Source organism: Halomonas tibetensis, assembly GCF_042643535.1.
Classification (GTDB): domain Bacteria; phylum Pseudomonadota; class Gammaproteobacteria; order Pseudomonadales; family Halomonadaceae; genus Halomonas; species Halomonas tibetensis.
The window spans coordinates 14,578-36,011 of the sequence record NZ_JBHRSQ010000015.1; the positions used below are offsets into that span (position 1 = coordinate 14,578).

General features: G+C 63.2%; 15 protein-coding genes, 3 tRNA genes and 1 pseudogene. 10 read left to right on the top strand and 9 right to left on the bottom strand.

Annotated features, from left to right (window positions below; all coding sequences use genetic code 11):
- Nucleotides 1-7: 7 nt before the first annotated feature.
- The 6 genes from mutY (at nucleotide 8) to ACFODV_RS11920 (ending at nucleotide 2,724) form a co-directional block, all read left to right on the top strand.
- Complete coding sequence (gene mutY, locus ACFODV_RS11895) at nucleotides 8-1,096, top strand: A/G-specific adenine glycosylase (protein ID WP_379759598.1); 1,089 nt, start codon at nucleotides 8-10, stop codon at nucleotides 1,094-1,096.
- 33 nt (nucleotides 1,097-1,129) lie between these two features.
- Nucleotides 1,130-1,402 (top strand): oxidative damage protection protein, encoded by a 273-nt coding sequence (locus tag ACFODV_RS11900; RefSeq protein ID WP_379759601.1) that lies wholly within the window; start codon nucleotides 1,130-1,132, stop codon nucleotides 1,400-1,402.
- Nucleotides 1,403-1,493: 91 nt separating this feature from the next.
- A tRNA-Phe gene (locus ACFODV_RS11905) sits at nucleotides 1,494-1,569 on the top strand.
- A 6-nt stretch (nucleotides 1,570-1,575) separates the two neighbouring features.
- A tRNA-Gln gene (locus tag ACFODV_RS11910) sits at nucleotides 1,576-1,650 on the top strand.
- 96 nt (nucleotides 1,651-1,746) lie between these two features.
- Nucleotides 1,747-1,822, top strand: a tRNA-Thr gene (locus tag ACFODV_RS11915).
- Between the two features lie 236 nt (nucleotides 1,823-2,058).
- Nucleotides 2,059-2,724 carry a fumarylacetoacetate hydrolase family protein gene (locus tag ACFODV_RS11920; protein ID WP_379759604.1) on the top strand — a complete coding sequence of 222 codons (666 nt, stop codon included), beginning with the start codon at nucleotides 2,059-2,061 and terminating at the stop codon, nucleotides 2,722-2,724.
- A gap of 105 nt (nucleotides 2,725-2,829) precedes the next feature.
- On the opposite strand, the gene speA is transcribed toward ACFODV_RS11920, so the two are convergent.
- The 3 genes from speA to ACFODV_RS11935 all read right to left on the bottom strand — a co-directional run bounded on the left by speA (nucleotide 2,830) and on the right by ACFODV_RS11935 (nucleotide 6,071).
- Nucleotides 2,830-4,752 carry a biosynthetic arginine decarboxylase gene (gene speA, locus ACFODV_RS11925; RefSeq protein WP_379759607.1) on the bottom strand — a complete coding sequence of 641 codons (1,923 nt, stop codon included), beginning with the start codon at nucleotides 4,750-4,752 and terminating at the stop codon, nucleotides 2,830-2,832.
- A complete protein-coding gene (locus tag ACFODV_RS11930) occupies nucleotides 4,749-5,708 on the bottom strand; it encodes a homoserine kinase (protein WP_379759610.1) in 960 nt (319 codons plus the stop codon). The genes speA and ACFODV_RS11930 overlap by 4 nt, the downstream gene beginning before the upstream one ends.
- Nucleotides 5,709-5,783: 75 nt before the next feature.
- Nucleotides 5,784-6,071 carry a DUF2782 domain-containing protein gene (locus tag ACFODV_RS11935; protein WP_379759613.1) on the bottom strand — a complete coding sequence of 96 codons (288 nt, stop codon included), beginning with the start codon at nucleotides 6,069-6,071 and terminating at the stop codon, nucleotides 5,784-5,786.
- A 156-nt stretch (nucleotides 6,072-6,227) separates the two neighbouring features.
- On the opposite strand from ACFODV_RS11935, the gene polA reads away from it, so the two are divergent.
- Nucleotides 6,228-8,987, top strand: a complete 2,760-nt coding sequence (gene polA, locus ACFODV_RS11940) for a DNA polymerase I (RefSeq protein WP_379759616.1) — start codon at nucleotides 6,228-6,230, stop codon at nucleotides 8,985-8,987.
- Nucleotides 8,988-9,155: 168 nt separating this feature from the next.
- Here polA and ACFODV_RS11945 read toward each other — a convergent pair whose 3' ends face one another.
- Complete coding sequence (locus tag ACFODV_RS11945; RefSeq protein WP_379759619.1) at nucleotides 9,156-10,187, bottom strand: Fe(3+) ABC transporter substrate-binding protein; 1,032 nt, start codon at nucleotides 10,185-10,187, stop codon at nucleotides 9,156-9,158.
- A 296-nt stretch (nucleotides 10,188-10,483) separates the two neighbouring features.
- Here ACFODV_RS11945 and ACFODV_RS11950 point away from each other — a divergent pair, with 296 nt between their 5' ends.
- On the top strand, nucleotides 10,484-11,545 hold the full coding sequence (locus ACFODV_RS11950; protein ID WP_379759756.1) for an ABC transporter ATP-binding protein: 1,062 nt from the start codon (nucleotides 10,484-10,486) through the stop codon (nucleotides 11,543-11,545).
- Here ACFODV_RS11950 and ACFODV_RS11955 read toward each other — a convergent pair.
- The 4 genes from ACFODV_RS11955 to ACFODV_RS11970 all read right to left on the bottom strand — a co-directional run bounded on the left by ACFODV_RS11955 (nucleotide 11,525) and on the right by ACFODV_RS11970 (nucleotide 16,815).
- Complete coding sequence (locus tag ACFODV_RS11955) at nucleotides 11,525-13,171, bottom strand: ABC transporter permease (RefSeq protein WP_379759758.1); 1,647 nt, start codon at nucleotides 13,169-13,171, stop codon at nucleotides 11,525-11,527. The two genes, ACFODV_RS11950 and ACFODV_RS11955, sit on opposite strands and share 21 nt — an antisense overlap.
- 495 nt (nucleotides 13,172-13,666) lie before the next feature.
- Nucleotides 13,667-15,037, bottom strand: a complete 1,371-nt coding sequence (locus ACFODV_RS11960) for a TRAP transporter large permease (RefSeq protein ID WP_379759622.1) — start codon at nucleotides 15,035-15,037, stop codon at nucleotides 13,667-13,669.
- 21 nt (nucleotides 15,038-15,058) lie between these two features.
- A complete protein-coding gene (locus ACFODV_RS11965) occupies nucleotides 15,059-15,640 on the bottom strand; it encodes a TRAP transporter small permease subunit (RefSeq protein WP_379759625.1) in 582 nt (193 codons plus the stop codon).
- A gap of 83 nt (nucleotides 15,641-15,723) precedes the next feature.
- Nucleotides 15,724-16,815 carry a TRAP transporter substrate-binding protein gene (locus ACFODV_RS11970; RefSeq protein ID WP_379759628.1) on the bottom strand — a complete coding sequence of 364 codons (1,092 nt, stop codon included), beginning with the start codon at nucleotides 16,813-16,815 and terminating at the stop codon, nucleotides 15,724-15,726.
- Between the two features lie 368 nt (nucleotides 16,816-17,183).
- On the opposite strand from ACFODV_RS11970, the gene ACFODV_RS11975 reads away from it, so the two are divergent.
- Nucleotides 17,184-19,358 carry a tRNA(Met) cytidine acetyltransferase TmcA gene (locus tag ACFODV_RS11975; protein WP_379759631.1) on the top strand — a complete coding sequence of 725 codons (2,175 nt, stop codon included), beginning with the start codon at nucleotides 17,184-17,186 and terminating at the stop codon, nucleotides 19,356-19,358.
- A 35-nt stretch (nucleotides 19,359-19,393) separates the two neighbouring features.
- A pseudogene (locus tag ACFODV_RS11980) lies at nucleotides 19,394-20,849 on the top strand (aminoacyl-histidine dipeptidase).
- A 72-nt stretch (nucleotides 20,850-20,921) separates the two neighbouring features.
- Here the strand turns inward: ACFODV_RS11980 and ACFODV_RS11985 are convergent.
- Complete coding sequence (locus ACFODV_RS11985) at nucleotides 20,922-21,395, bottom strand: Dps family protein (RefSeq protein WP_290787035.1); 474 nt, start codon at nucleotides 21,393-21,395, stop codon at nucleotides 20,922-20,924.
- Nucleotides 21,396-21,434: the final 39 nt, after the last annotated feature.

Sequence of the window (21,434 nt, forward strand, 5' to 3'; positions counted from 1 at the left end):
AGCCGCGATGAGTGAGATGCCCTCACCCGTCCTGTCCGCTGTAGAGTTCCAGCGCCGCCTGCTTGCCTGGTTCGATGTCCACGGCCGCCACGATTTGCCCTGGCAGCAGGATCGCTCGCCCTATCGGGTGTGGGTCTCCGAGATCATGCTGCAGCAGACCCAGGTCGCCACGGTAGTTCCCTATTTCGAGCGCTTCATGATGCGCTTTCCGAACGTGCGCGCACTGGCGTCGGCGAGCCAGGATGAGGTGCTGCACCTGTGGACGGGGCTAGGCTACTACGCCCGAGGACGCAACCTGCACCGAGCCGCGGGTGTTATTGTGGATGAGCTCGGCGGCGACTTCCCCATGGACTCGGAAGCCCTGGCGGCACTGCCGGGCATCGGTCGCTCTACCGCGGGGGCGATCATCGCCCAGAGCAGCGGTGAACGGGCGGTGATCCTCGACGGCAACGTCAAGCGCAGCCTGACTCGGCTGCATGCGGTGGAGGGCTGGCCTGGCCGGCCGGCGGTGGAGCGCCGCCTGTGGGCGCTGGCCGAGCACTATACTCCGCATGAGCGCCTGGTCGACTACACCCAGGCGATCATGGATCTGGGCGCGACGCTTTGCCGGCGCGGCACCCCCGAGTGCGGGCGCTGTCCCTTCGTGGATGTCTGTTTGGCTCATGCCCGCGGCGAAGAACGTCGCTTCCCCGAGTCGAAGCCGAAGAAGACGCTGCCCACTCGCACCACTCGTATGCTGCTGCTGCGGGACGCGCGGGGTCGGGTGCTACTGGAGCAGCGTCCGGCCAGTGGCCTGTGGGGAGGTCTCTGGAGTCTGCCTCAGTTCGACGAGTTCCCCGAGCTGCAGGACTGGCTCGACTGTCATGCGCCGGGCAGCACCATCGAGCCGGCATACCCTTCTTTCATTCATGTGTTCAGCCATTTTCGGCTGGAGATCACGCCCCAACCGGCGCGCGTCGAGCGCCTCGACGCGGTGGGCGAGACCCGCCGCTGGTACGATCCCCAGAATCCCGATGCCATCGGGTTGGCAGCCCCGGTAAAGTCGCTGCTGACCGGTCTTTTGCCCTTCGCCCTGAATGCCAAGCCGGGCCCTTGACGCCACTTTCACTTTTTTCGAGGAGAATGATTCATGAGCCAGACCGTTTTCTGTCGCAAGTACCAGCAAGAGCTCGAGGCCCTGCCGATTCCGCCGCTGCCCGGCAAGAAGGGTCAGGAGATTCAGGCTAGCGTATCCAAGCAGGCCTGGGAGGAGTGGCAGGCGCTGCAGACCCGCCTGATCAACGAGAAGCACCTTAATATGCTTGAGCCCTCGGCCCGTGCGTACCTGATGGAGCAGATGGAATGCTTCCTGGATAACCGTGAGACCGATCAGGCCGAGGGCTATGTGCCACGGGAATCGTGACGCCAATCCCTGGTCATCTCCGGCCATCGTTTTGAAACGGAAGGGGTTGACGCCGATTCTCCACTGAGGTTTAATACGCACCGTTGGCAGCGGCCAGATAGCTCAGTCGGTAGAGCAGGGGATTGAAAATCCCCGTGTCGGGGGTTCGATTCCCTCTCTGGCCACCATATTGCTGGGGTATAGCCAAGTGGTAAGGCACCGGTTTTTGGTATCGGCATTCCCAGGTTCGAATCCTGGTACCCCAGCCATCGCCAACCTTGAATACGAAAGACCGTGAACATGGGTTCACGGTCTTTCTCGCTCAGAGGATTTTACGCCTCTGCGCCGCTACAGAGCATCGCATTGCCGGCATAGCTCAGTTGGTAGAGCAACTGACTTGTAATCAGTAGGTCCCGGGTTCGACTCCTGGTGCCGGCACCATCAATGCCCTGCTAGTCAGCATCGTTCGAACGAATGGTAACCGTCCTTTGAGGCGGTTTTTTTGTGCGTGCCATCGGAGCGGTTTTGGTCCCAGGCGGCCATGGCCGCCTGCCAGGCCAACGGCGGGGTAAGGCAACCTGTCGGCCCCGCGGAGGTGGTACGCGGCGCACGGTGCGGTAGACTGTGAGGCTGGTCGCCGAGATGCGGCACGCATAACGAGAAGGAGAAGACCCGCCATGCGCTTTGTTCCACGTTTTACCGATGGCCAGGAATTTCCCCATGCGCTCGGCAAGATCGTCTGCGTCGGCCGCAACTATGCCGATCATGCCAGGGAACTGGACAATCCGGTGCCCAGCGAGCCGCTGCTGTTCATCAAACCGTCGACCTGTGCTGTTCCGCTGGAAGAGCCCATCGAAGCCCCCTTTTCTCGGGGCGAGGTGCACTACGAGACCGAACTGGCGCTGCTGGTCGGCGAGGAACTCTCCCATGCCACTGCCGACGAGGCCGAGCGTGCGATCGTTGGCATTGGTCTGGGACTGGACCTGACCCTGCGCGATCTGCAGACCCGGCTCAAGGAGAAGGGACACCCCTGGGAAACCGCCAAAGGGTTTGACGGTGCCTGTCCGCTCTCTGCTTTCCTGCGGCTCTCTCAGGTGCCCAACTGGAGTGCTCTGGCGTTCACCCTCGTCATCGACGGTGAGCCGCGACAGCGTGGCGAGGGCGCCGACATGCTCTTTCCGGTCGCCACCTTGGTGGCCGAGATGAGCCGTCACTTCACCCTGCTGCCGGGCGACGTGGTGCTGACCGGGACCCCGGCCGGTGTCGGCCCGCTGTCGCGTGGCGCCGAGCTGCACTTCACTCTGACCGGCGGCCTGGAGATCACGACTCGCGTAGTGGAGTGATTGGGTGGAGTGACTCAGCAGACATATGCTGTTGCCGCGCCAGACGACGACGCCCCGCAGCATGTGGCTGCGGGGCGTCGTTGCATTCAGGGGAGAGACGGTCGGCTACTCCAGATAGGTATAACCTGCCAGCCCTTCCGAAAGAGCATCGAGGAATCTCTGCTGCTCGGCTTCTTCCAGACCGCTGGCGGCTAGCTGCTCGGCGAGATTGCTGCGCAGCACCTCGGCGTCGAAGTTGACGTAGCTGAGTACGTCGGCAACCCGGTCGCCCTGCTGAATGTGACTGAAAGTCCAGCCACCGTCTTCTGCCAAGGTGGCGTCCACCGAGTCGGTGTCTCCAAACAGATTGTGTAGATCGCCTAGAATCTCCTGATAGGCGCCCACCAGGAAGAAGCCCAGCAGTTGTTCGTCACCCTCCTGCCACTCGGGCAGGGGCAGCGTGGTCTCAACCCCCTGGCCGTCCACGTAGCCGTCGATGCGGCCATCGCTGTCGCAGGTGATATCCTGAATCACCCCTCGGCGAACCGGCTCCTGGTCGAGGCCGGTCAGCGGCAGCACCGGGAAGATCTGCTGAATACCCCAGACGTCGGGCACCGACTGGAACAGCGAGAAGTTGACGAACAGCTTGTCGGCGAGCTTCTCGGCCAGCTCGTCGGCGATCTCACGATGAGCGCGATTGCGAGTATCGAGACGGGCGCGCAGCCTCGCGCAGGCGGCAAAATAGACGGCCTCGCCCTCGGCCCGGGCGTTGATGTTGGTCATGCCGATCACGAAGCGTTCATGGAGTTCACCCATGGCCTGCACCAGGTCATGCCACGCCTCGACCAGGCCGCGTGGCTCCACCTGTTCGTGAAGCAGGTCGTGGACCCGCCATAGCTCGTTTACCTGGGGATCGTCCTCGACGCGGCGTTCCGGTGCGGTTTCGCTGATTCGCTCCTCGCCGATCACGTTGGTAATCAGCACCGCGTGGTGAGCGGTCAGGGCGCGGCCCGACTCACTGATCAGGTGCGGCTCGGGTAGATCACGCTCTTGGCAGGCCAGGCGAAAGGCATAGACCACGTTGCGGGCATACTCGAGCATCGAGTAGTTGACCGAACAGAAGCTGCGCGATCGGGTACCTTCATAGTCAACGCCCAGGCCGCCACCCACGTCGACGGTGTCCACCGGCGCGCCCAGTTCCACCAGGCTCTGGTAAAAACGCGCGCATTCGCGCAGGCCACGCTGGATATCGCGGATATTGGCGATCTGCGAGCCGAGGTGAAAGTGCACCAGCTGCAGGCTCTCCAGGGCGTTGGCATCGCGCAGGTGGTCCACTACCGCCAGAATCTGGCTGGCGGTGAGACCGAACTTGGACTTCTCGCCGCCGGTGTTCTGCCAGCGGCCACGGCCCACGGTGGCGAGTCGTGCGCGCAGGCCGATGCGAGGCTTGACGCCCAACGCTGCGGCCTCCTCGAGGATCATCGGCAGCTCCGAGAGTTTTTCCACCACCAGGTAGACACGGTGGCCGAGCTTTTCGCCCATCAGTGCCAGGCGCACATATTCCCGATCCTTGTAGCCGTTGCACACGATCAGCGAGGGCCCGTCTCCGGAGAGCGCTAATACGGCGAGCAATTCAGGCTTGCTGCCGGCTTCCAGACCCACTCGGTCACGGCCGCGCTCGGGCGTGGCGAGGATCTCCTCCACCACCCGGCGCTGCTGGTTGACCTTGATCGGGTAAACAGCGGTATAGCCGCCGCTGAACTCTTCCTCGACCATGGCGGTGTCGAAGGCGGCGCATAGCTGTTCGACGCGGTCGTGGAGGATGTCAATGAAGCGTACCAGCACAGGCAGGCGCAGTCCGGCGGTCTTGAGCTGCGCAACCAGATCATCGAGCGGCAGGGCAGGGCCCTCGATCTCGTTGCCCAGGGGACGGACCAGGGCGTGCCCGGAGTCGTCCACATCGTAGTAGCCGCTGCCCCACTGGTCGATATTCCAGACGCGCCGGGCGCGCTTTGCCGGGCTGCCGGCACTGGCCATGGAGAGACTCATGCATTCACCTCCGGGAGGGCGAGGGCGCCGTGCTGGAGGCGCGCCTTCAGGATGATGCGAAAACGTTCGGGATCGTGCGGGGTGAGATCGTGAGCTGGAGGATCCACGTAGACGACCAGTAGCCGCGACAGCCAGTAGCGCAGTGCCGTCATGCGCAACATCATCGGCCATGCCTCGCGTTCGGCTGCGGTGAGGGGGCGGCGTGCCTGGTAGGTGCCGAGGATGGCATCGTGGCGATCGGCATCCAGGTGGCCGTCGTTATCGGTAGCCCAGTCGTTGATGACAATGGCCAGATCGAAAAGCAGGTCGCCGGTGCAACCGTTGTAGAAGTCGATGATGCCGCCCAGCCGATCGCCCTCGTAGAGGGCGTTGTCGCGGAACAAGTCGCCGTGCAGCGTGCCCTGGGGCAAATCAAGAGCGCTGCCGAAGGCATCCTGATAGATCTCCACTTCGTCTTTCATCATGGCCTGGTCTTCCGGCGAGAGATAGACCAGCACCTTGTGATGCATGGGCAGCAGCCAGTGAAGATCTCGCGGGTTGGGCCGGTGCCCCGGAAAATGCTGCGACACCTTGTGCATATGGCCCAAGGCATCTCCCAAGGCCGCGCACTGGACCAGGTTGGGCGACTTGGGATGCTTGCCGGGCAGGCGCGGGAAGAGCAGTGCGGGCTTACCGGCCAGGCGGTGGAGTGCCACGCCCTCGCGGTCGTGCACTGGACCTGGCACTGGCAGACGATGCTCATCCAGATAGTCGAGCAGATCAACGAAGAACGGCAGCTCGCCAAACTCGCCCTGCTCGAACAAGGTCAGCACTAGCTGACGCTGGTCGGTGGTGACGAAGAAGGTGCTGTTCTCGGTGCCAGCAGGTACGCCTTCCAGGGAGACCAGCGAGCCGGCATCAAAGCGTGCCAGAAAGTCCGCGACTTGGGTCTCGGATAGCGGTGTGAATACGGCCATGTGTCTCTCACCCGGGGATGCCAAGCGACCTATTGTAGCGACTTGGCCGAGTGATGCACGTGTCGTGGTTTCTCGTCAGAATCTACGCAGGATCCACTGCGGCACGGCGAGGCGATCACCGTCCTGGCGCTCGAAGTTGCCGTCTCCGTCATGGTCCACCAGGTAGTAGGAGGGACCAGTGGAGGGGCGGATTTCGATGGCATAGAGTTCGCCATTGATGCGGTACTCGCGGATGGTGCGATCTTCCTCCTGACGGATGGTGATATCCGGCTCCAGGTCGGCGGAGGTCTGGGCCAGAGCGGGGCCCGTTGCGACCAGTGCCAGCCCAAGGAGTAGAACAATAAGGGTGCGTGTCACGATCATGATGGCCTCCTGGCCGCGGCGCGGCATATGAAGTAGCTATGTCACCAGTGTATGCCGTTGCGGTCAGCAGGCCCACCACCCGCGGCAAAACACCCGTGCAATGCGTATCATGGGTGATCAGGATCACTTCCCGCTCAGTCTCAATGGATGCCTTGCATGGCCGACACTCCCATCGTACTCGTCGACGGTTCTTCCTACCTTTACCGCGCCTTCCACGCCCTGCCGCCGCTCACCACCTCGAAAGGGCAGCCCACCGGCGCCATCAAGGGCGTGCTCAACATGCTCAAGCGGCTGATCAAGGACTATCCGGACAGCCCCATGGCGGTGGTCTTCGATGCCCCGGGCAAGACCTTCCGTGACGAACTGTTCGCCGAGTACAAATCCCACCGTCCACCGATGCCCGACGATCTGCGCTCCCAGGTGGCCCCGCTGCATGCTTGCGTGAGGGCGCTGGGGCTGCCTCTGCTGTGCATCGAAGGCGTGGAGGCCGACGACGTCATCGGCACCCTGGCCCGCCGGGCCACCGAGGCTGGGCGCGATGCGGTGATCTCCACCGGTGACAAGGACATGGCCCAACTGGTCAACGGCCATATCACTCTCGTCAATACCATGAAGGACGAGGCCCTGGACGTCGACGGCGTGAAAAAGAAGTTCGGCCTGCCACCTGAGCTGATCATCGACTTGCTGGCGCTGATGGGCGACAAGGTCGACAACATTCCCGGAGTGCCGGGGGTGGGTGAGAAGACCGCGCTGGGTCTGCTGCAGGGTATGAATGGCGGGCTCGAGACCATCTACGCCGATCTGGAGCGGGTCAAGGGACTGGACTTTCGCGGCGCCAAGACCCTGCCGAAGAAGCTCGATGAGCACCGCGACCAGGCGTTTCTCTCGTACCAGTTGGCGACGATCAAGACCGACTGTGACCTGCCGGTAGGCCTCGATGACCTGGATATCGCCCACCCGGATCGTGAAACGCTTATGGAGCTCTATCGCGAGTTCGAGTTCAGGGCCTGGCTCTCCGAGCTGCTGGAGGGCAGCGACCCCGGCGTCGACGACGTGGTTGGTGGCACGCCGACGCCGGCCGACGCCGAAGAGATCGGTGCCAGCGCTCCCCGCAATGACCATGTGATCCTCGAGCAGGCCGAGCTGGAAGCCTGGCTGACCCGGCTCGAAGCGGCCGAGGCCTTCTGCTTCGACCTGGAAACCACCAGCCTGGCCTACATGGAGGCGCAGATCGTTGGCGTTGGGCTGGCGCTGGAGGCGGGGGAGGCGGCCTACATCCCGCTGGCCCACGACTACCTGGATGCCCCCACACAGCTCGACCGCGACGTCGTGCTCGCCAGGCTCAAGCCGCTTCTCGAAGACGAGAAAACGACCAAGATCGGCCAGAACCTCAAGTACGATATCTCGGTGCTGGCCAGCCACGGCATCGCGGTGGCAGGACGGTTGGAGGACACCATGCTGGAGTCCTACGTGCTGGACTCCACTGCCACTCGCCACGACATGGATTCCCTGGCGTTGAAGTATCTGGGAGAGAAGACCGTCTCCTTCGAGGAGATCGCCGGCAAGGGCGCCAAGCAGCTCACCTTCAATCAAATCGCCCTGGAGCAGGCTGCCCCTTACGCCTGTGAGGACGTCGACATCACACTGCGCCTACATGGCGAGCTCCGCCCGCGCCTGGCGGCCACGGGTCGCCTCGCCGAGGTGCTTGAAGAGATCGAGCTGCCGCTGATCTCGGTACTGTCGCGGATGGAACGGGCCGGGGTGGCGCTGGACCCGGAGCGGCTCCATGCCCAGAGCCGCGAGCTCGAGGTGCGCATCCGCGAGCTGGAGGCGCGTGCCCATGAACTGGCCGGACGCGAGTTCAACCTTGGCTCACCCAAGCAGCTCGGCCAGATACTCTTCGAAGAGCAGAAGATTCCGGTTCTCAAGAAGACCCCCAAGGGGGCGCCCTCCACCGCCGAGGCGGTGCTGGAGGAGCTGGCGCTTGACTTCCCGCTGCCCAAGGTGATCACGGAGCACCGCGGCCTGGCCAAGCTGAAGTCCACCTATACCGACAAGCTGCCGCGGCTGGTCAACAAGGCCACCGGGCGGCTTCACACCAGCTATCACCAGGCGGTCACTGCCACGGGGCGATTGTCGTCGTCGGACCCCAACCTGCAGAACATCCCGATTCGCACCGAAGAGGGCCGCAAGATCCGCCAGGCCTTCATCGCTCGGCCGGGCTACCGGGTCGTCGCCGCCGACTACTCCCAGATCGAGCTGCGCATCATGGCGCATCTCTCCGAGGACAAGGGGCTGCTCGAGGCCTTTGCCGAGGGCCGCGACATTCACGTCGCCACCGCCGCCGAGGTGTTCGGGGTGCCCCTCGACAAGGTCTCCGGCGACCAGCGGCGCAGTGCCAAGGCAATCAATTTCGGCCTGATTTACGGCATGAGCGCCTGGGGCCTGGGTCGCCAGCTGCATATCGACCGCAACCAGGCCCAGACCTGGATCGAGCGCTACTTCGACCGCTACCCCGGGGTGGCCCGGTATATGGAGCGCATTCGCTCACAGGCGGCCGAGGATGGCTTCGTCGAGACGGTCTATGGCCGGCGCCTCTACCTGCCGGAGATCCACTCCCAGAACCGCGCTCGCCGCCAGGGGGCGGAGCGCACGGCGATCAATGCCCCCATGCAGGGCACTGCGGCGGATATCATCAAGCTCGCCATGATCGACGTGGACGCCTGGTTGCGCGTCGGCGGCATGGACGTCTGCATGGTGATGCAGGTCCACGACGAACTGGTCTTCGAAGTGGTGGAAGGGCAGGTGGATGCTTTCATCGAGCAGATTAAGGGGCGCATGCAGGCCGCCGCAGAGCTGAGCGTGCCGCTGATCGTCGAGGCCGAGAGCGGAGCCAACTGGGACGAGGCGCACTGATCCCTCTAGCATGACGCGACGATGAGACATGCCGACATAAAAGGCCTGGGTCCCGCAAATTACGGTACCCAGGCCTCTAACGCTGGCTGAATGAACTGTCCCACTACCGGGGATTCGTGCACTGCTCCGAGCCCTTTCATCATGGCTCAGAGCTGGGCGACGTGACGATTAGCGCCAGTTGACGCGATCGAAGATGCGCACTGCTTCAGGGTTGTGCTCGCCAAGGGCGCTGATATTCAGCTCATCACTCTTGTAGTCGTCCAGGGAGGCCATGAAGCCCTCGAGTTCCACGGAATCGACGACTGGGAACTCGTAGTTGTCGATGGCGAACAGTGACTGCGCCTTGTCGGAGGCGAGGAACTCGAGGAAGCGCTCAGCATTTTCCTCATTGGGCGCTCCCTTCACTATGCCCGCACCGCCTACGTTGACGTGCGCGCCGCGATCGCCCTGGTTGGGGAAAATCACCTGGACTTTCTCGGCCGCTTCGCGGTCTGCTTGCTGGTCGGAGTTGACCAGGCGAGCATAGTAGTAGTGGTTGGCCACGGCAATATCGCACTGCCCGCTGGCAACGCCGCGGATCTGGTCGGTGTCGCCGCCCTCGGGGTTGCGCGCAAAGTTGTTGACCACGCCCGCGGCCCACTCCTCGGCGGCTTCCTCGCCGTGGTGAGCGATCATCGAGGCCAGCAGCGACTGGTTGTAGATGTTGTTCGAGGAACGAATGCAGACTTGGCCTTCAAACGTCGGATCCGCCAGATCCTCATAGCGGGTAATCTTGTCCGCATCGACCGCGGTAGGGTTGATGAAGATTGTCCTGACTCGCTCGCTGAAGCCGAACCACTTGCCTTCCGGATGGCGGAGATGCTCGGGCACCCGCTCGTTGAGGATCTCGGACTCCACGCTGGCGAAGATGTCCTCCTGCTCACCACGCCAAAGGCGCCCGGCGTCTACGGTGATCATCACGTCAGCGGGGCTGGCCTCTCCCTCGAGCTTGAGGCGCTGGAGCAACTGGTCGGAGTCGCCTTCCAGTACGTTGACGTCGATCCCGGTCTGCTCGGTGAACGCGGCATAAAGCGCTTCGTCCGAGTCGTAATGACGAGCCGAATAGACGTTGAGCTCATCAGCGACAGCAGCTTGTGACGCCATGGCAGAGCTGGCCACCAGGGCGGCGAGGGGCATGGCAAGACGACGTTTTTGCAGCATGGAGGCACCTCATATGCGAGTTGATATTTCAAATGATAATGCTTTGCATTACATTTACGCTATTGAAGCGCCTTCCGACATCAGCGTCAAGTCCCGTCGATGGGTGATCTGATCCAGGTCAGGAACCGCCGTGCCTTGACCGCCGGGGAGCGAAATGCGAGCGATTGTATAACGCATTCAGGAGGCTTTCGCGTTACCATGCACCACACACCTTTATTAATGGCCGCTCAGATCCTATGACTAGCCAACCGATGCCTCAGATCGACGAAAACGCTGCCGCTGCACCTGTGCTCGCCATGCACCAGATCCGCCATGCTTATCAGCAGCACCTGGCAGTGGAAGACGTCTCCCTGGAGGTCAACCCCGGGGAGATCGTCTGTTTGCTCGGCCCCTCCGGCTGTGGCAAGTCGACCCTGCTGAGAATCGCCGCCGGACTCGAAGCAGTACAGCGGGGACAGGTAGCGCTTGGAGGACAGTTAATGGGGCGCGCTGGGCGCTCTCATGTACCACCCGAGAAGCGCAACGTTGGCCTGGCCTTCCAGGATTCGGCGTTGTTCCCCCATCTCTCGGTGCTGGACAACGTGGCTTTCGGGCTCAAGTCCCAGCCTGCCGCGCAGCGTCGCCGCCGGGCCTTAGAGCTGCTCGAACTGCTGGGCATGGAGCGCTATGCCACTGTTTTCCCGCATATGCTCTCGGGTGGACAGCAGCAGCGCATCGCACTGGCCCGGGCGCTGGCGCCTTCGCCCCAGCTGATGCTGCTCGACGAGCCCTTCTCCAGCCTTGATGCTCGCCTGCGGGACCGTATCCGCGACGACACTCTGCATGTGCTGAAGAAGGTCGGGGCAGGGGTGCTGCTGGTGACCCACGATCCCGAGGAGGCCATGTTCATGGCCGACCGCATCGTGCTGATGCGCGAGGGGAGGGTGGTTCAGGCCGGTACGCCATTAGAACTGTACTGTGCCCCTACGGATCCCTTCGTGGTCAACTTTTTCGGAGAGGTAAACGAACTCGAGGGACGGGTGGTGGACGGCAAGGTTTCCACGCCGGTAGGCGACGTCTCCGGCAGAGGGTTGCCAGAGGGCAGCCGCGTACAAGTGATGATCCGTCCCGAGGCGCTGAGAGTGGTGCCGCTGGAAGAACCGCTGGAGCAGCATCATAGCCATGTGATCATGGCCAAGCTGCTGGGACGCACCAGCCTGCTGCATATCTGCGCCCATGCACCCGATGGCCAGGAAACCCATATGCACGCTCGCTCACCCGGACTCTTCCTGCCCCGGGAAGGCCAGCCTGTGATGATCGGTCTGGACGCCTCCCAGGTCTTCGTCTTTCCCCTCGAGTCAGCCACTGCCGGGGCGTGATCGCCGCATCGCGATACTGAGGAGGATAACGGGCACGATGCCTACCACCACGATGGCCAGGGACGACGTCGAAGCCTCCGCCAGGCGCTCGTCCGCGGCCAGACTGTGAGCGCGGATCGCGAGAGTATCGAAGTTGAAGGGGCGCAGGATCACTGTCGCCGGCAGCTCCTTCATCACATCCACGAACACCAGAATGCCGGCGGCGATCAAGCTGCCGCGCATGATGGGAGTGTGCACCTTGCGTAGCGTGCCGCCTGCCGTCTGCCCCAGAGTCCTGGAAGCGGCGTCCATGCTCGGCGTGACCTTGCCCAGGCTGGCCTCGATAGCATTGAATGAGACGGCGAGAAAGCGCACCACGTAGGCATAGATCAGGATAAAGGCTGATCCGCTGAGCAGCAGCCCCACCGCGAAACCGAACTGCCCCTTCATGAAGTCGTTGATTTGATGGTCTAACCACACGAAGGGAATCAGAATGCCCACCGCCACCACCGATCCCGGTACCGCGTAGCCCATGGCGGCCACGCGAGTCGCGACCCGAGTGACCTTGTTGGCGTTCAGGCGAGCGCCATAGCTGAGCAGCAGAGCCAGCCCCACGGCGACGGCTGAGGCTAACGACGCCAGTAGCAGGCTATTGCCGGCAAAGGTCAGGAAGGCCGACCCGAACAGGGCATCTCCTCCCCGGAACGAAAGGTAGCCGAGCAGCCCGCTGGGGATCAGGAATCCCAGCAGCACCGGCGTCAGGCAGGCCAGAGTGGCGGCCCAACCGCGCCAGCCATGCAGCGGGAATTCCGGCAGATGCTGATAACGACCGGTGGTATGGAAATAGCGGCGCTTGCCACGGGAGGCACGCTCGAGCAGCACCAGCGCGATGACGAAGGCCAGCAGGCAGGCAGCTAGCTGGGCCGCAGCGACCTGTTCGCCCATCCCGAACCAAGTGCGATAGATGCCGGTGGTGAAGGTGTCAACGCCAAAGTATTGCACGGCCCCGAACTCGTTGAGCGTCTCCATTAGCGCCAGCGATACTCCGCCAACGATGCTTGGCCGCGCCAGTGGCAGGGCCACGCTGGTGAACAACCGCCATGGACCTCGACCCAGAGTCCGCCCGACGTCCAGCACGCATACCGACTGCTCGAGGAAAGCCGCTCGCGCCAGCATGTAAACGTAAGGGTAGAGCACCAGGGTGATCAGGGTGGCTGCTCCCCACAGGGAACGGATGTCAGGAAAGAAATAGTCGCCCGCCGACCAGCCAAAGCTCTCCCGCAGCCAGGTTTGCACGGGACCGGCATACTGCAGGAAATCCGTGTAGGCGTAGGCGATCACATAGGTGGGCACGGCCAATGGTAGCAGGAGGCCCCATTCGAACAGTCGGCGCCCCGGGAAGCGGTACATCACCACCAGCCAGGCAGTGCCGGTGCCGATCACGAAGGTGCCGATCCCTACCGTCACCACAAGGAAGAGCGTGTTGCCGAGATAGCGGGGTAGCACGGTACTACGCAGGTGCTGCCAGATGCCCTCCGTGGGGATGAACAGGTGTGCCAGCACCACAATGACAGGCAGGGCCACGATCAAGGCGATACCAATGGTCAGGGCGTTCCAGGCATTGAAGGGTAGCGATAGGCGAGCGATAGCGCGGGAACGGGCCGGACTGGTCAACGAGATCTCCTTCCAGCGGTGTCTGAAAGCGGTGAGGATGCGAGCTATTTGCGCGTGAGAATTCTATCAGTTAGACCTCGCGGCTGCAGCCATTACGACTACCTCGGCGGATGAAAGACGCCCTACCGCTTGAAGAGCGTCAGATCGGCGGCGAAGGCGAGTGGGGAGGCCATCAGGGTCGCCACGAGGGTGGCGGAGGCGAACAGTGACTTCTGCATGTCTGGATGATCCTTGGGTTGGCGGTCGGACGTATCCGCTCTGAGGCGGTTCGGGCTCCACTGCCAGTCTCGGTCTATCGGGACGATAGCAAAATTATTGTCTGCTGCAAATGATAATGATACGCAAAATGGTTTTCATGACGTGCGTCAATTCCTGTGCTGCTACGGCACAGCGTTGGATACCAGAGCGCCCGCCATGCAGGGCATGACGGGCGCTCTTGGACGGTTCTGGTAAGGCAGGGTACCCGAATCAGCGGCCAGAGTAGACTTGGCCAGGAAGCCAGGTAGCCAAAGGTTCGAAGAAGAACACTAGAGCCAGTCCGAGGAGTTGCAGCGCTACGAAGGGTGCTACGCCCAGGTAGATATCACGGGTCGTGATTTCCGGCGGGCAGACACCCTTGATGTAGAAGAGAGCGAAGCCGACGGGCGGAGTCAGGAAAGAGGTCTGTAGACAGATGGCGAATAGGATGGCGAACCAGATCGGATCGACTCCCAGGCTGAAGACTACCGGTGCCACCAGCGGCAGGATGATAAGCGTGATCTCCACCCAGTCGAGGAAGAAACCCAGCAGAAAGACCACCAACATTACCGTCAGCACGACGCCCGCTGGGCCAAAAGGCAGACCGGTGATGGCGTCTCGAATCACATCGTCACCGCCCAGACCGCGAAGCACCACGGCGAAAACGGTGGCGCCTACGAAGATACCGAAAATGAAGGCCGTGGTGCGCGTGGTCTGATATAGCGCGCTCGAGACCACCTTATAGCTCAGGCGGCGGTTGAACAGCGCCAGCAGCATGGCGCCGAGAGCCCCCACAGCCGAGGCCTCGGTGGTGGTAGCAACACCCGAGAAGATCGAGCCTAGTACCGCCACGATCAGCACCATGGGGGGTAGAACCGCCACCAATACTTCGTAGATCGCCTTGAGATTCAGTGGTTCGCGATTCTCCGGCGCCGGGGCAAAATCCTTCTTGAAGTAGGCAGCAATCAGGATGTAGGCGATGTACATCACCCCAAGCATAATGCCGGGAATCAGCGCTCCCATGAACAGACGGCCCACCGAGGCCTCTGAGGTCCCCAAGCGATCGGCCATCAGGACGAGCATGATACTCGGCGGCACCAATATGCCCAGAGTGCCCACCGAGCAGGCGGTACCTACCGCCAGTGACTTATTGTATTTGGCTTGCAGCATGGGGCCGATAGAAAGCATGCCTAACAACACCACAGACGCACCGACGATACCGGTTGAAGCGGCAAGCAAGATGCCCACGATGACCACTGTCACGGCATAGCCGCCGCGCAGGCCGCCAAGCAGGCGTACCAGAGAGTTCATCAGACGCTCTGCGATACCCGAGCGGTCGAGCATGATTCCCATGAAGATAAATAAAGGAAGGGCCACCATTAGTTCATTGGCGACGATACCGAAGAGTCGCCTGTCGAGAACGCCAATGGTACCCCCCCAGGAAAACCAGAGATTGGCATTGAAGTATTCGACCAGTATGTGGCCGATGATGGCGAACAAGAAGCCGATGCCGGCTAGCGACCAGGCCACCGGGAAGCCGAGTAGTAGTAGCCCCATGAAGCTGGCAAACATGCAGAAAACGAGTATTTCTTCGATACCCATGATGATCCTCGCTGTTCCGCGTTAGCGAAAGTTGGTCGGGTGACGCAGGCGCAGTTCCCGAGGAAAGTTGAATAGAAGGGTAGTGCAGCGCAGTGCCCGCGAGAACAGTGCGATGGCAATAAGTGCCATACCTATAGGCAGAGAGCTCTTGATGATGTAGCGATAGGGCAATCCACTTGCTGACTGGGAACTTTCACCCTGTAGGAAAGAGCGCTGAGCGTATTCAAAGAGCCCGTCAATCATGAAGTAGAGTAGTGGCATCATGAGCAGCATAATGCCAGCAAGATCCACCCACGCCTGGAAACGAAGAGAAAACTTCTCACGCAGCACGTCGACCCGTACATGGTCATCAGTGACCACAGCATAGGCCAGGGTCAGGATCATGGTGGCGCCAAACAAGTGCCATGACATTTCTTCCAAAGCAACAGAGCCACGACCGAGGATGAAACGACTGAAGACATTGGTCAGCACGACAACCAGGGTGGCAATCCAGAGCCAGGAAAGCAGCTTGCCGGTGAAAGCAACGGATATGTCCAGCCGATGGCTCAAATGATTGGTTGGAAGGTCCGGGGGGAGTGAGGAATCCGAGGATTTCGTTGACATGGTGAAGTGTCTCGAGGATAGGAAGGACGTAAGCGTCCGGAGAGCCATTACAGGCTCTCCGGACGTGCTCAGTCGAGCGATGCTCAGTCGAGCTGCTGTATCCTGTCGGGTGCGAAATGTTCGCGCGGCAGGTGTCCCTTAACGTGCCATTCGCCATGAATGCGCATCCAGTCCTGCTGACTCTGCAGAACGCGCCCGAACATTTCATCCTCCTCCGCGATATCGGCCTGGACTTCGTAGGTGACCTCTCGCAGCGCCTCGAGGATCTCTTCCGGCAGCACCTGGGCATTTACCCCTTCATCCTGGAAGTCGCGCAGTGCCTGGGGGTTTTCCCATTCGCTCTCTGCGAAGCCGAAAAGTGTGGCGGACCGGCAGCCCATATCGATCTGGGCGCGGGTGGAATCTTCAAGTTCGTCCCAGGCGTCCTTGTTGATCAGCAAGTGTGCAGTGGTGAAAGTCTGGTGCCATCCGGGCAGCACATAGTTGTTGACGATTTCCTGCATGCCCAGGATGCGATCCACCGCCGGCGCTGAGAACTCGGTAGCATCGATGGTGCCGCGCTCCATAGCCTGGTAGAGCTCGCCGCCGGGCAGCATGGTGACCGAGGCGCCCAGGCGCTCCATCACACGACCGCCAATGCCGGCGAAGCGGATGCGCAGGCCGTCGATCTGATCCAGGGACTCCAGTGGCTCGGCAAACCATCCGGCGGCCTCTGGCCCAATCATGCTGCAAAGCAGCGGATGGACGTTGTAGGGCTCGTAAATCTCCTTGAGCAACTCATGGCCGTCACCATGGTAGTGCCAGGCCAGGTACGCAGGCGGCTCCATACCGAAGGGGGCGCCAGCAAAGAGCGGAAGGGAGGGGATGCTGCCCTGATCGTAGCCCACCCAGGTGAAGCCAGCGGGGTATCGGCCCTCGGACACTGCGTCGAGGATCTCGAAGGGAGGAATCAGTTCACCCGGCTCGTAGTAACGGAGGTTGATGCTTCCACCGGAAACCGCCGCCAGAGACTCGGAGAGATGTACCACTGGGGTACTCAAGCCTACCAGATGCGAGGGAAAGGCAATCGGCACTTGCCAGCGGACGCTCTCCTGGGCTTGGGCACTGGTGGTGATTGCGGCCAGAGCCACGCCGGCGGCCAGGCCGGTGAGGGCAAACTTGGTCATCTTCTTCATGTGGTGCTCCGCGAATTGTTCTGATGGGGTTGGAGAAGAAGGAGTGCCGTTACCGCTCCGCTGATGAAGGGCGTATCGGGGCGGAATCTCCTGCCCATACGGCACTTGATTGTATGGGCAGGGTAGGCAGCGGGAATCAAGCTAGCACGCGTCCCATGTCACAAGCGATAGTTAGGCAGGTACATTAGTGGGGAGTTTGTCGAGTACGCAAGGAATGCCCAAGGACCATTGTGATCTTCAATAAAGTATTCACTATCAAGTGGTTGGATTAATTGCCATGCTCTCGTGCAGGGCGACGTTGAGGCGGCGGCTGCGTTGAAAGGAAGAAGGCATGCGACTAAAGTTGTTCGTCCCCGGGGTGGTTCTGCATGGCTGATCCTATCGATTGGGCCGTTGCCGAGTTGCTGGGCCATGCCGACCGCCTGGCGGCGCGACGTTGGCGGGGGCTGGTATGGCTTACCGGCGAGGTGGACGCGTGCCGACATGCCGCCCTGTTGCTGTGGCAGGGTGGGGATTGGCAGTCGCCACTGTGGGTGGCGCCCGACGCTCCGTCGGGGCTGGCCGAGGGAGACTGGCTGGCCCCCGGCCGAGCCCGCACACGGCTGGGCGGCGAGCAGGACCTGCTGGTAGTGGATGCGGTGTCGCCCGGGGCGGGCTTCGACCCCGACGCTTTCGGGGCCCTCGCCGGCACCCTGCGCGCCGGCGGCCTGCTGGTGCTGATGACGCCGCCCGACTGGGGCGAGCGCCCAGACGCCGACTACGCCCGTCTGGCCGAGTATCCCTTTCGCCCCGAACAGCTGACCTCCCGCTATCTGGCGCGGCTGGCCGGCTTGCTGGGCGCGGCATCCGAGGTGATTCGCTGGCCGGTAGGTGACGAGCCGTTGCTGCCGCTGCTGCCGGCCCTGGCTCGGTCTCCTGTGCCACCCTTTGGGGATGCCGACTGCCTGACCGCCGACCAGGCCGAGGCGGTGGTGCGGCTGGTAAGGCAGCGCCGGCGCCGCCCCCTGGTGATCACCGCCGACCGCGGTCGCGGCAAGAGCGCGGCGCTGGGCATCGCCTGTGCGCGACTGTTGGCTGCCGGCGAGGCGGAGATCCTGGTTACCGCGCCGCGCCCAGCGGCGGTGGAGAGCCTCTTTCAGCGCATCGCGTCGCTTTGCCCAGCAGGGCAGCGCCAGGGGCTCGCCTTCGTGCTGAATGAGCGGCAAGTCCGTTTTGTTGCCCCCGACGAGCTGACGCGCCTGGCCCGTGAGGGCGCGATTGGCGGTGCCGGTGCGCGTCTGCTGGTGGATGAGGCGGCCGCCATCCCCGCCGCCCTGCTCGGCGAGTGGCTGACGGCCTTCCCGCGTATCGCCTTCGCGACCACGGTTCACGGCTACGAGGGTTCCGGGCGGGGCTTCGCGGTGCGCTTCCTCGAGCGGCTCACCCGCGAGGCCCCGCAATGGCAGGGCATTCACCTGAGCGAGCCGATCCGCTGGGCAGCGGATGACCCCCTGGAGAGGCTGGTCGATTGCCTGCTGCTGCTTGATGCCGAGCCGTTACCGGCCTCGTCATCGGTTTCGACGGTCTGGCAGCGAATATTGCCGGACGAGCTGGCGGATGATGAGCATCGGCTGCGTGCCCTGTTCGGCCTGCTGGTGCAGGCCCACTATCGCACCACCCCTGGCGACCTGCGTCGGCTGCTGGACGGTCCCGGCGTTGGCATCGGTGCCCTGGTTTCCGACAAGACGCCGGTGGGCGTGGTGCTCACCGGCGACGAGGGCGGTTTCGACCTCGAACTGGCCGAGCGGGTCGCCCGCGGCGAGCGCCGGCCCCGCGGTCATCTGATGGCCCAGTCGCTGGCCGCCCACGCCGGCTGTCGTGAGGCGTTGACCGCCCGGCTGCGCCGGGTGGTGCGCATCGCCGTGTCGGCCTCCCATCGCCGGGGCGGGCTGGGGCGGCGGCTGATCGAGGCCGAGGTCGTGCGGGCAAGCCATGAGGGCATCGACCTGCTGGGAGCCAGCTTCGGCGCCGAGCCGGGGCTGATTGCCTTCTGGCGTTCGCTGGGGTTTGTCACCCTGCGCCTGGGGCTGACCCGGGAGACTGCCACCGGCGAACATGCGCTGATGATGGCGCGCCCGCTGACCGAGCACGGCGAAGCGCTGGCGTCGGCGCTGACCGTCCGTTTTCAGCGGGCCCTGCCTGGGCTGCTGGCCTTCGAGCTGCGCGAGCTGGAGCCGGAGATTGCCGCTGCGCTGCTGGCCGAGGGGGGAAGCCTCACGCTTGACGCCACCGATCGCCGCGATGTGGAAGACGTCGCCTTCGCAAAGCGCGAACCGGCCCTGGCTCGCCCGGCACTGCAGGCGCTGGTGCGCAACGCTCTGGCGAGGGGCGTTTTGGCCGGTAACGAACCGCTTTGCCTGCTGGTGGCCTGGGGCTTCCAGGGCCGCAACAGCGAGTGGCTGGCCGTCCGGCTCGGCGTGTCGGGGCGCCGCGAGGTCACCGCCCGGCTCCGTCAAGCCGCGGCAGCGCTGTTGGCGTCTACTTCCCCAACAGAGCCGGGCTGAGTAAGGTGGATTCGTTATCACAGGACCGAATCCCCATGAATGCACATCTCGACACCCTTGAGCCTCAGCTGCTGTGGCGCCACTTCCGCACCCTCTGCGACACCCCGCGCCCCTCAGGTCACGAGGCGGCGCTGGTGGCTAACCTGGAGCGGTGGGCCGACGCCCGGGGCCTGGCCCATGACCGTGACGCCTTCGGCAACCTGCGTCTGTGCAAGCCGGCCAGCCCGGGCCGCGAGGCGGCCCCCGGCGTAATCCTCCAGGGCCACCTGGACATGGTGGCCCAGGCCAATTCCGACCATCACCATGACTTCACCAGCGACCCGATCCAGACTCGAGTGGGTGACGATGGCTGGCTGCGCGCCACGAACACCACTCTGGGCGCCGACAACGGCCTCGGCGTGGCCGCGGCGCTGGCGATCCTCGAGGACGAGACCCTGGTGCACGGCCCGCTGGAGGCGCTCTTCACCCTGGAGGAGGAGAGCTCCATGGGCGGCGCTCTCAACCTGGCCGAAGGCTGGCTGGAGGGGAGCCTGCTGCTCAATCTGGACTCCGAGGATCGCGGCGAGGTCTACATCGGCTGCGCCGGCGGGGCCGATGTGGTGGTGGAGGCTCAGCTGCCCACCTCGCCCATTGCCAAGGACGAGGTCGCGATGCGTCTCTCGCTCACCGGCCTGAAGGGCGGGCACTCCGGCATGGATATCCATAAGGGGTTGGGCAATGCGAATCGCTTGCTGGTGAGGGTGTTGCGCGCTTTAAAGAGCTGCGACGTGCGCCTGGTGGACTACCACGGTGGCACCCAACGCTCTGCCGAGGGAGGCCTTTGCCACCCTGGCCATGCCGGCCGGCCAGCGCGAGACGGCGCTGGGTCGCGTGATGGCGCTGGAGATCGAACTGCGTGCCGAGCTGGCCGGGGTCGATGACGGCTTGGCGCTGGCGCTCTCACCGTCGGAGGGTGAGTCCGCCGAGGCACTGACCGCCCAGGCGAGCCACCTGCTGGTAGCGGCTTTACATGCGGCGCCCTGCGGCGTGGAACGTATGAGCAGCGAGGTGCCCGGCGTGGTAGAGACCTCCAACAACCTCGGTGTGGTCGCTCTGGAGGGCGGGCGTTTCCATCTCTGCGCTCTGGTGCGTTCGCTACGCGATAGCGCCACCGCCGATCTGGCCGACCGCTTCACGGCGCTGTTCGATCTGATCGGCGCCCAAGTAAGGGTCGAGAACGCCTATCCGGGCTGGACGCCCCAGCCGGGGAGTGACCTGCTGGCGCGTTTCTGTCGGCTCCATTGCAAGAAGATGGGCAGCGACCCGGCAGTCAAGGTAATCCATGCGGGACTGGAGTGCGGCATTCTCGGCGGCAAGTACCCGCACCTGGAGATGATCTCTTTCGGGCCGCTTATTCGAGGCGCCCACTCCCCGGATGAGCGGGTCGAGATCGCCTCGGTGGAGGAGTTCTGGACGCTGCTGCGGGCGCTGGTCGAGGACCTGACCCGCTGAGTCAAGCCCCGTAAACCACGACACCGCCCTCGGGCGGTGTTGTGGTTGCATCAGTCAGTAGACCGTCGATGTTCAGCCCAGATGGGCGTTCAGCATCCAGATGGTCTTCTCCTGCTCGCGGATATAGTCGCCGGCCTGGGCGGCGGTGCCCTCGTCGTCGGCATCCGAGGCCAGCGAGAGGATCTCGCGCTGCAGCTCGATCAGGGTCTGGAAACCCTGAAGCGTGCCGCGCACGCAGGCCTCGCCGTTGGTGACGTTCTTCGCCTCGGCGATGCGTGACATGGTCACGTAGTCGCTGTAGGCGTGAACCGGCTGATGGCCCAAGGTCAGGATGCGCTCGGCGACCTCGTCCACCTTGGTCAGCAGGTCGGTATAAAACTCTTCGAACTTGGCGTGCAGTTCGAAGAACTGCGGCCCTTTCACGTTCCAATGGTACCCGCGCACATTCATGTAGAAAATCTGGTAGTTGGCCAGCAGCTCGTTGAGCTTCTCTGCCAGATGGCTGGCGCTACCCTCGTGCAGGCCGATGGTATTGGTGTCGCTCATGCGTATGGCTCCTTGGTCGTGATAGGAAAATGCGAGGTT

What these genes read in the sequence shown, in the direction of transcription:
- mutY (WP_379759598.1), top strand. Translation starts at nt 8, where the DNA reads ATGAGTGAGATGCCCTCACCCGTCCTGTCCGCTGTAGAGTTCCAGCGC.
- ACFODV_RS11900 (WP_379759601.1), top strand. Translation starts at nt 1,130, where the DNA reads ATGAGCCAGACCGTTTTCTGTCGCAAGTACCAGCAAGAGCTCGAGGCC.
- ACFODV_RS11920 (WP_379759604.1), top strand. Translation starts at nt 2,059, where the DNA reads ATGCGCTTTGTTCCACGTTTTACCGATGGCCAGGAATTTCCCCATGCG.
- speA (WP_379759607.1), bottom strand. Translation starts at nt 4,752, where the DNA reads ATGAGTCTCTCCATGGCCAGTGCCGGCAGCCCGGCAAAGCGCGCCCGG.
- ACFODV_RS11930 (WP_379759610.1), bottom strand. Translation starts at nt 5,708, where the DNA reads ATGGCCGTATTCACACCGCTATCCGAGACCCAAGTCGCGGACTTTCTG.
- ACFODV_RS11935 (WP_379759613.1), bottom strand. Translation starts at nt 6,071, where the DNA reads ATGATCGTGACACGCACCCTTATTGTTCTACTCCTTGGGCTGGCACTG.
- polA (WP_379759616.1), top strand. Translation starts at nt 6,228, where the DNA reads ATGGCCGACACTCCCATCGTACTCGTCGACGGTTCTTCCTACCTTTAC.
- ACFODV_RS11945 (WP_379759619.1), bottom strand. Translation starts at nt 10,187, where the DNA reads ATGCTGCAAAAACGTCGTCTTGCCATGCCCCTCGCCGCCCTGGTGGCC.
- ACFODV_RS11950 (WP_379759756.1), top strand. Translation starts at nt 10,484, where the DNA reads ATGCACCAGATCCGCCATGCTTATCAGCAGCACCTGGCAGTGGAAGAC.
- ACFODV_RS11960 (WP_379759622.1), bottom strand. Translation starts at nt 15,037, where the DNA reads ATGGGTATCGAAGAAATACTCGTTTTCTGCATGTTTGCCAGCTTCATG.
- ACFODV_RS11965 (WP_379759625.1), bottom strand. Translation starts at nt 15,640, where the DNA reads ATGTCAACGAAATCCTCGGATTCCTCACTCCCCCCGGACCTTCCAACC.
- ACFODV_RS11970 (WP_379759628.1), bottom strand. Translation starts at nt 16,815, where the DNA reads ATGAAGAAGATGACCAAGTTTGCCCTCACCGGCCTGGCCGCCGGCGTG.
- ACFODV_RS11975 (WP_379759631.1), top strand. Translation starts at nt 17,184, where the DNA reads ATGGCTGATCCTATCGATTGGGCCGTTGCCGAGTTGCTGGGCCATGCC.
- ACFODV_RS11985 (WP_290787035.1), bottom strand. Translation starts at nt 21,395, where the DNA reads ATGAGCGACACCAATACCATCGGCCTGCACGAGGGTAGCGCCAGCCAT.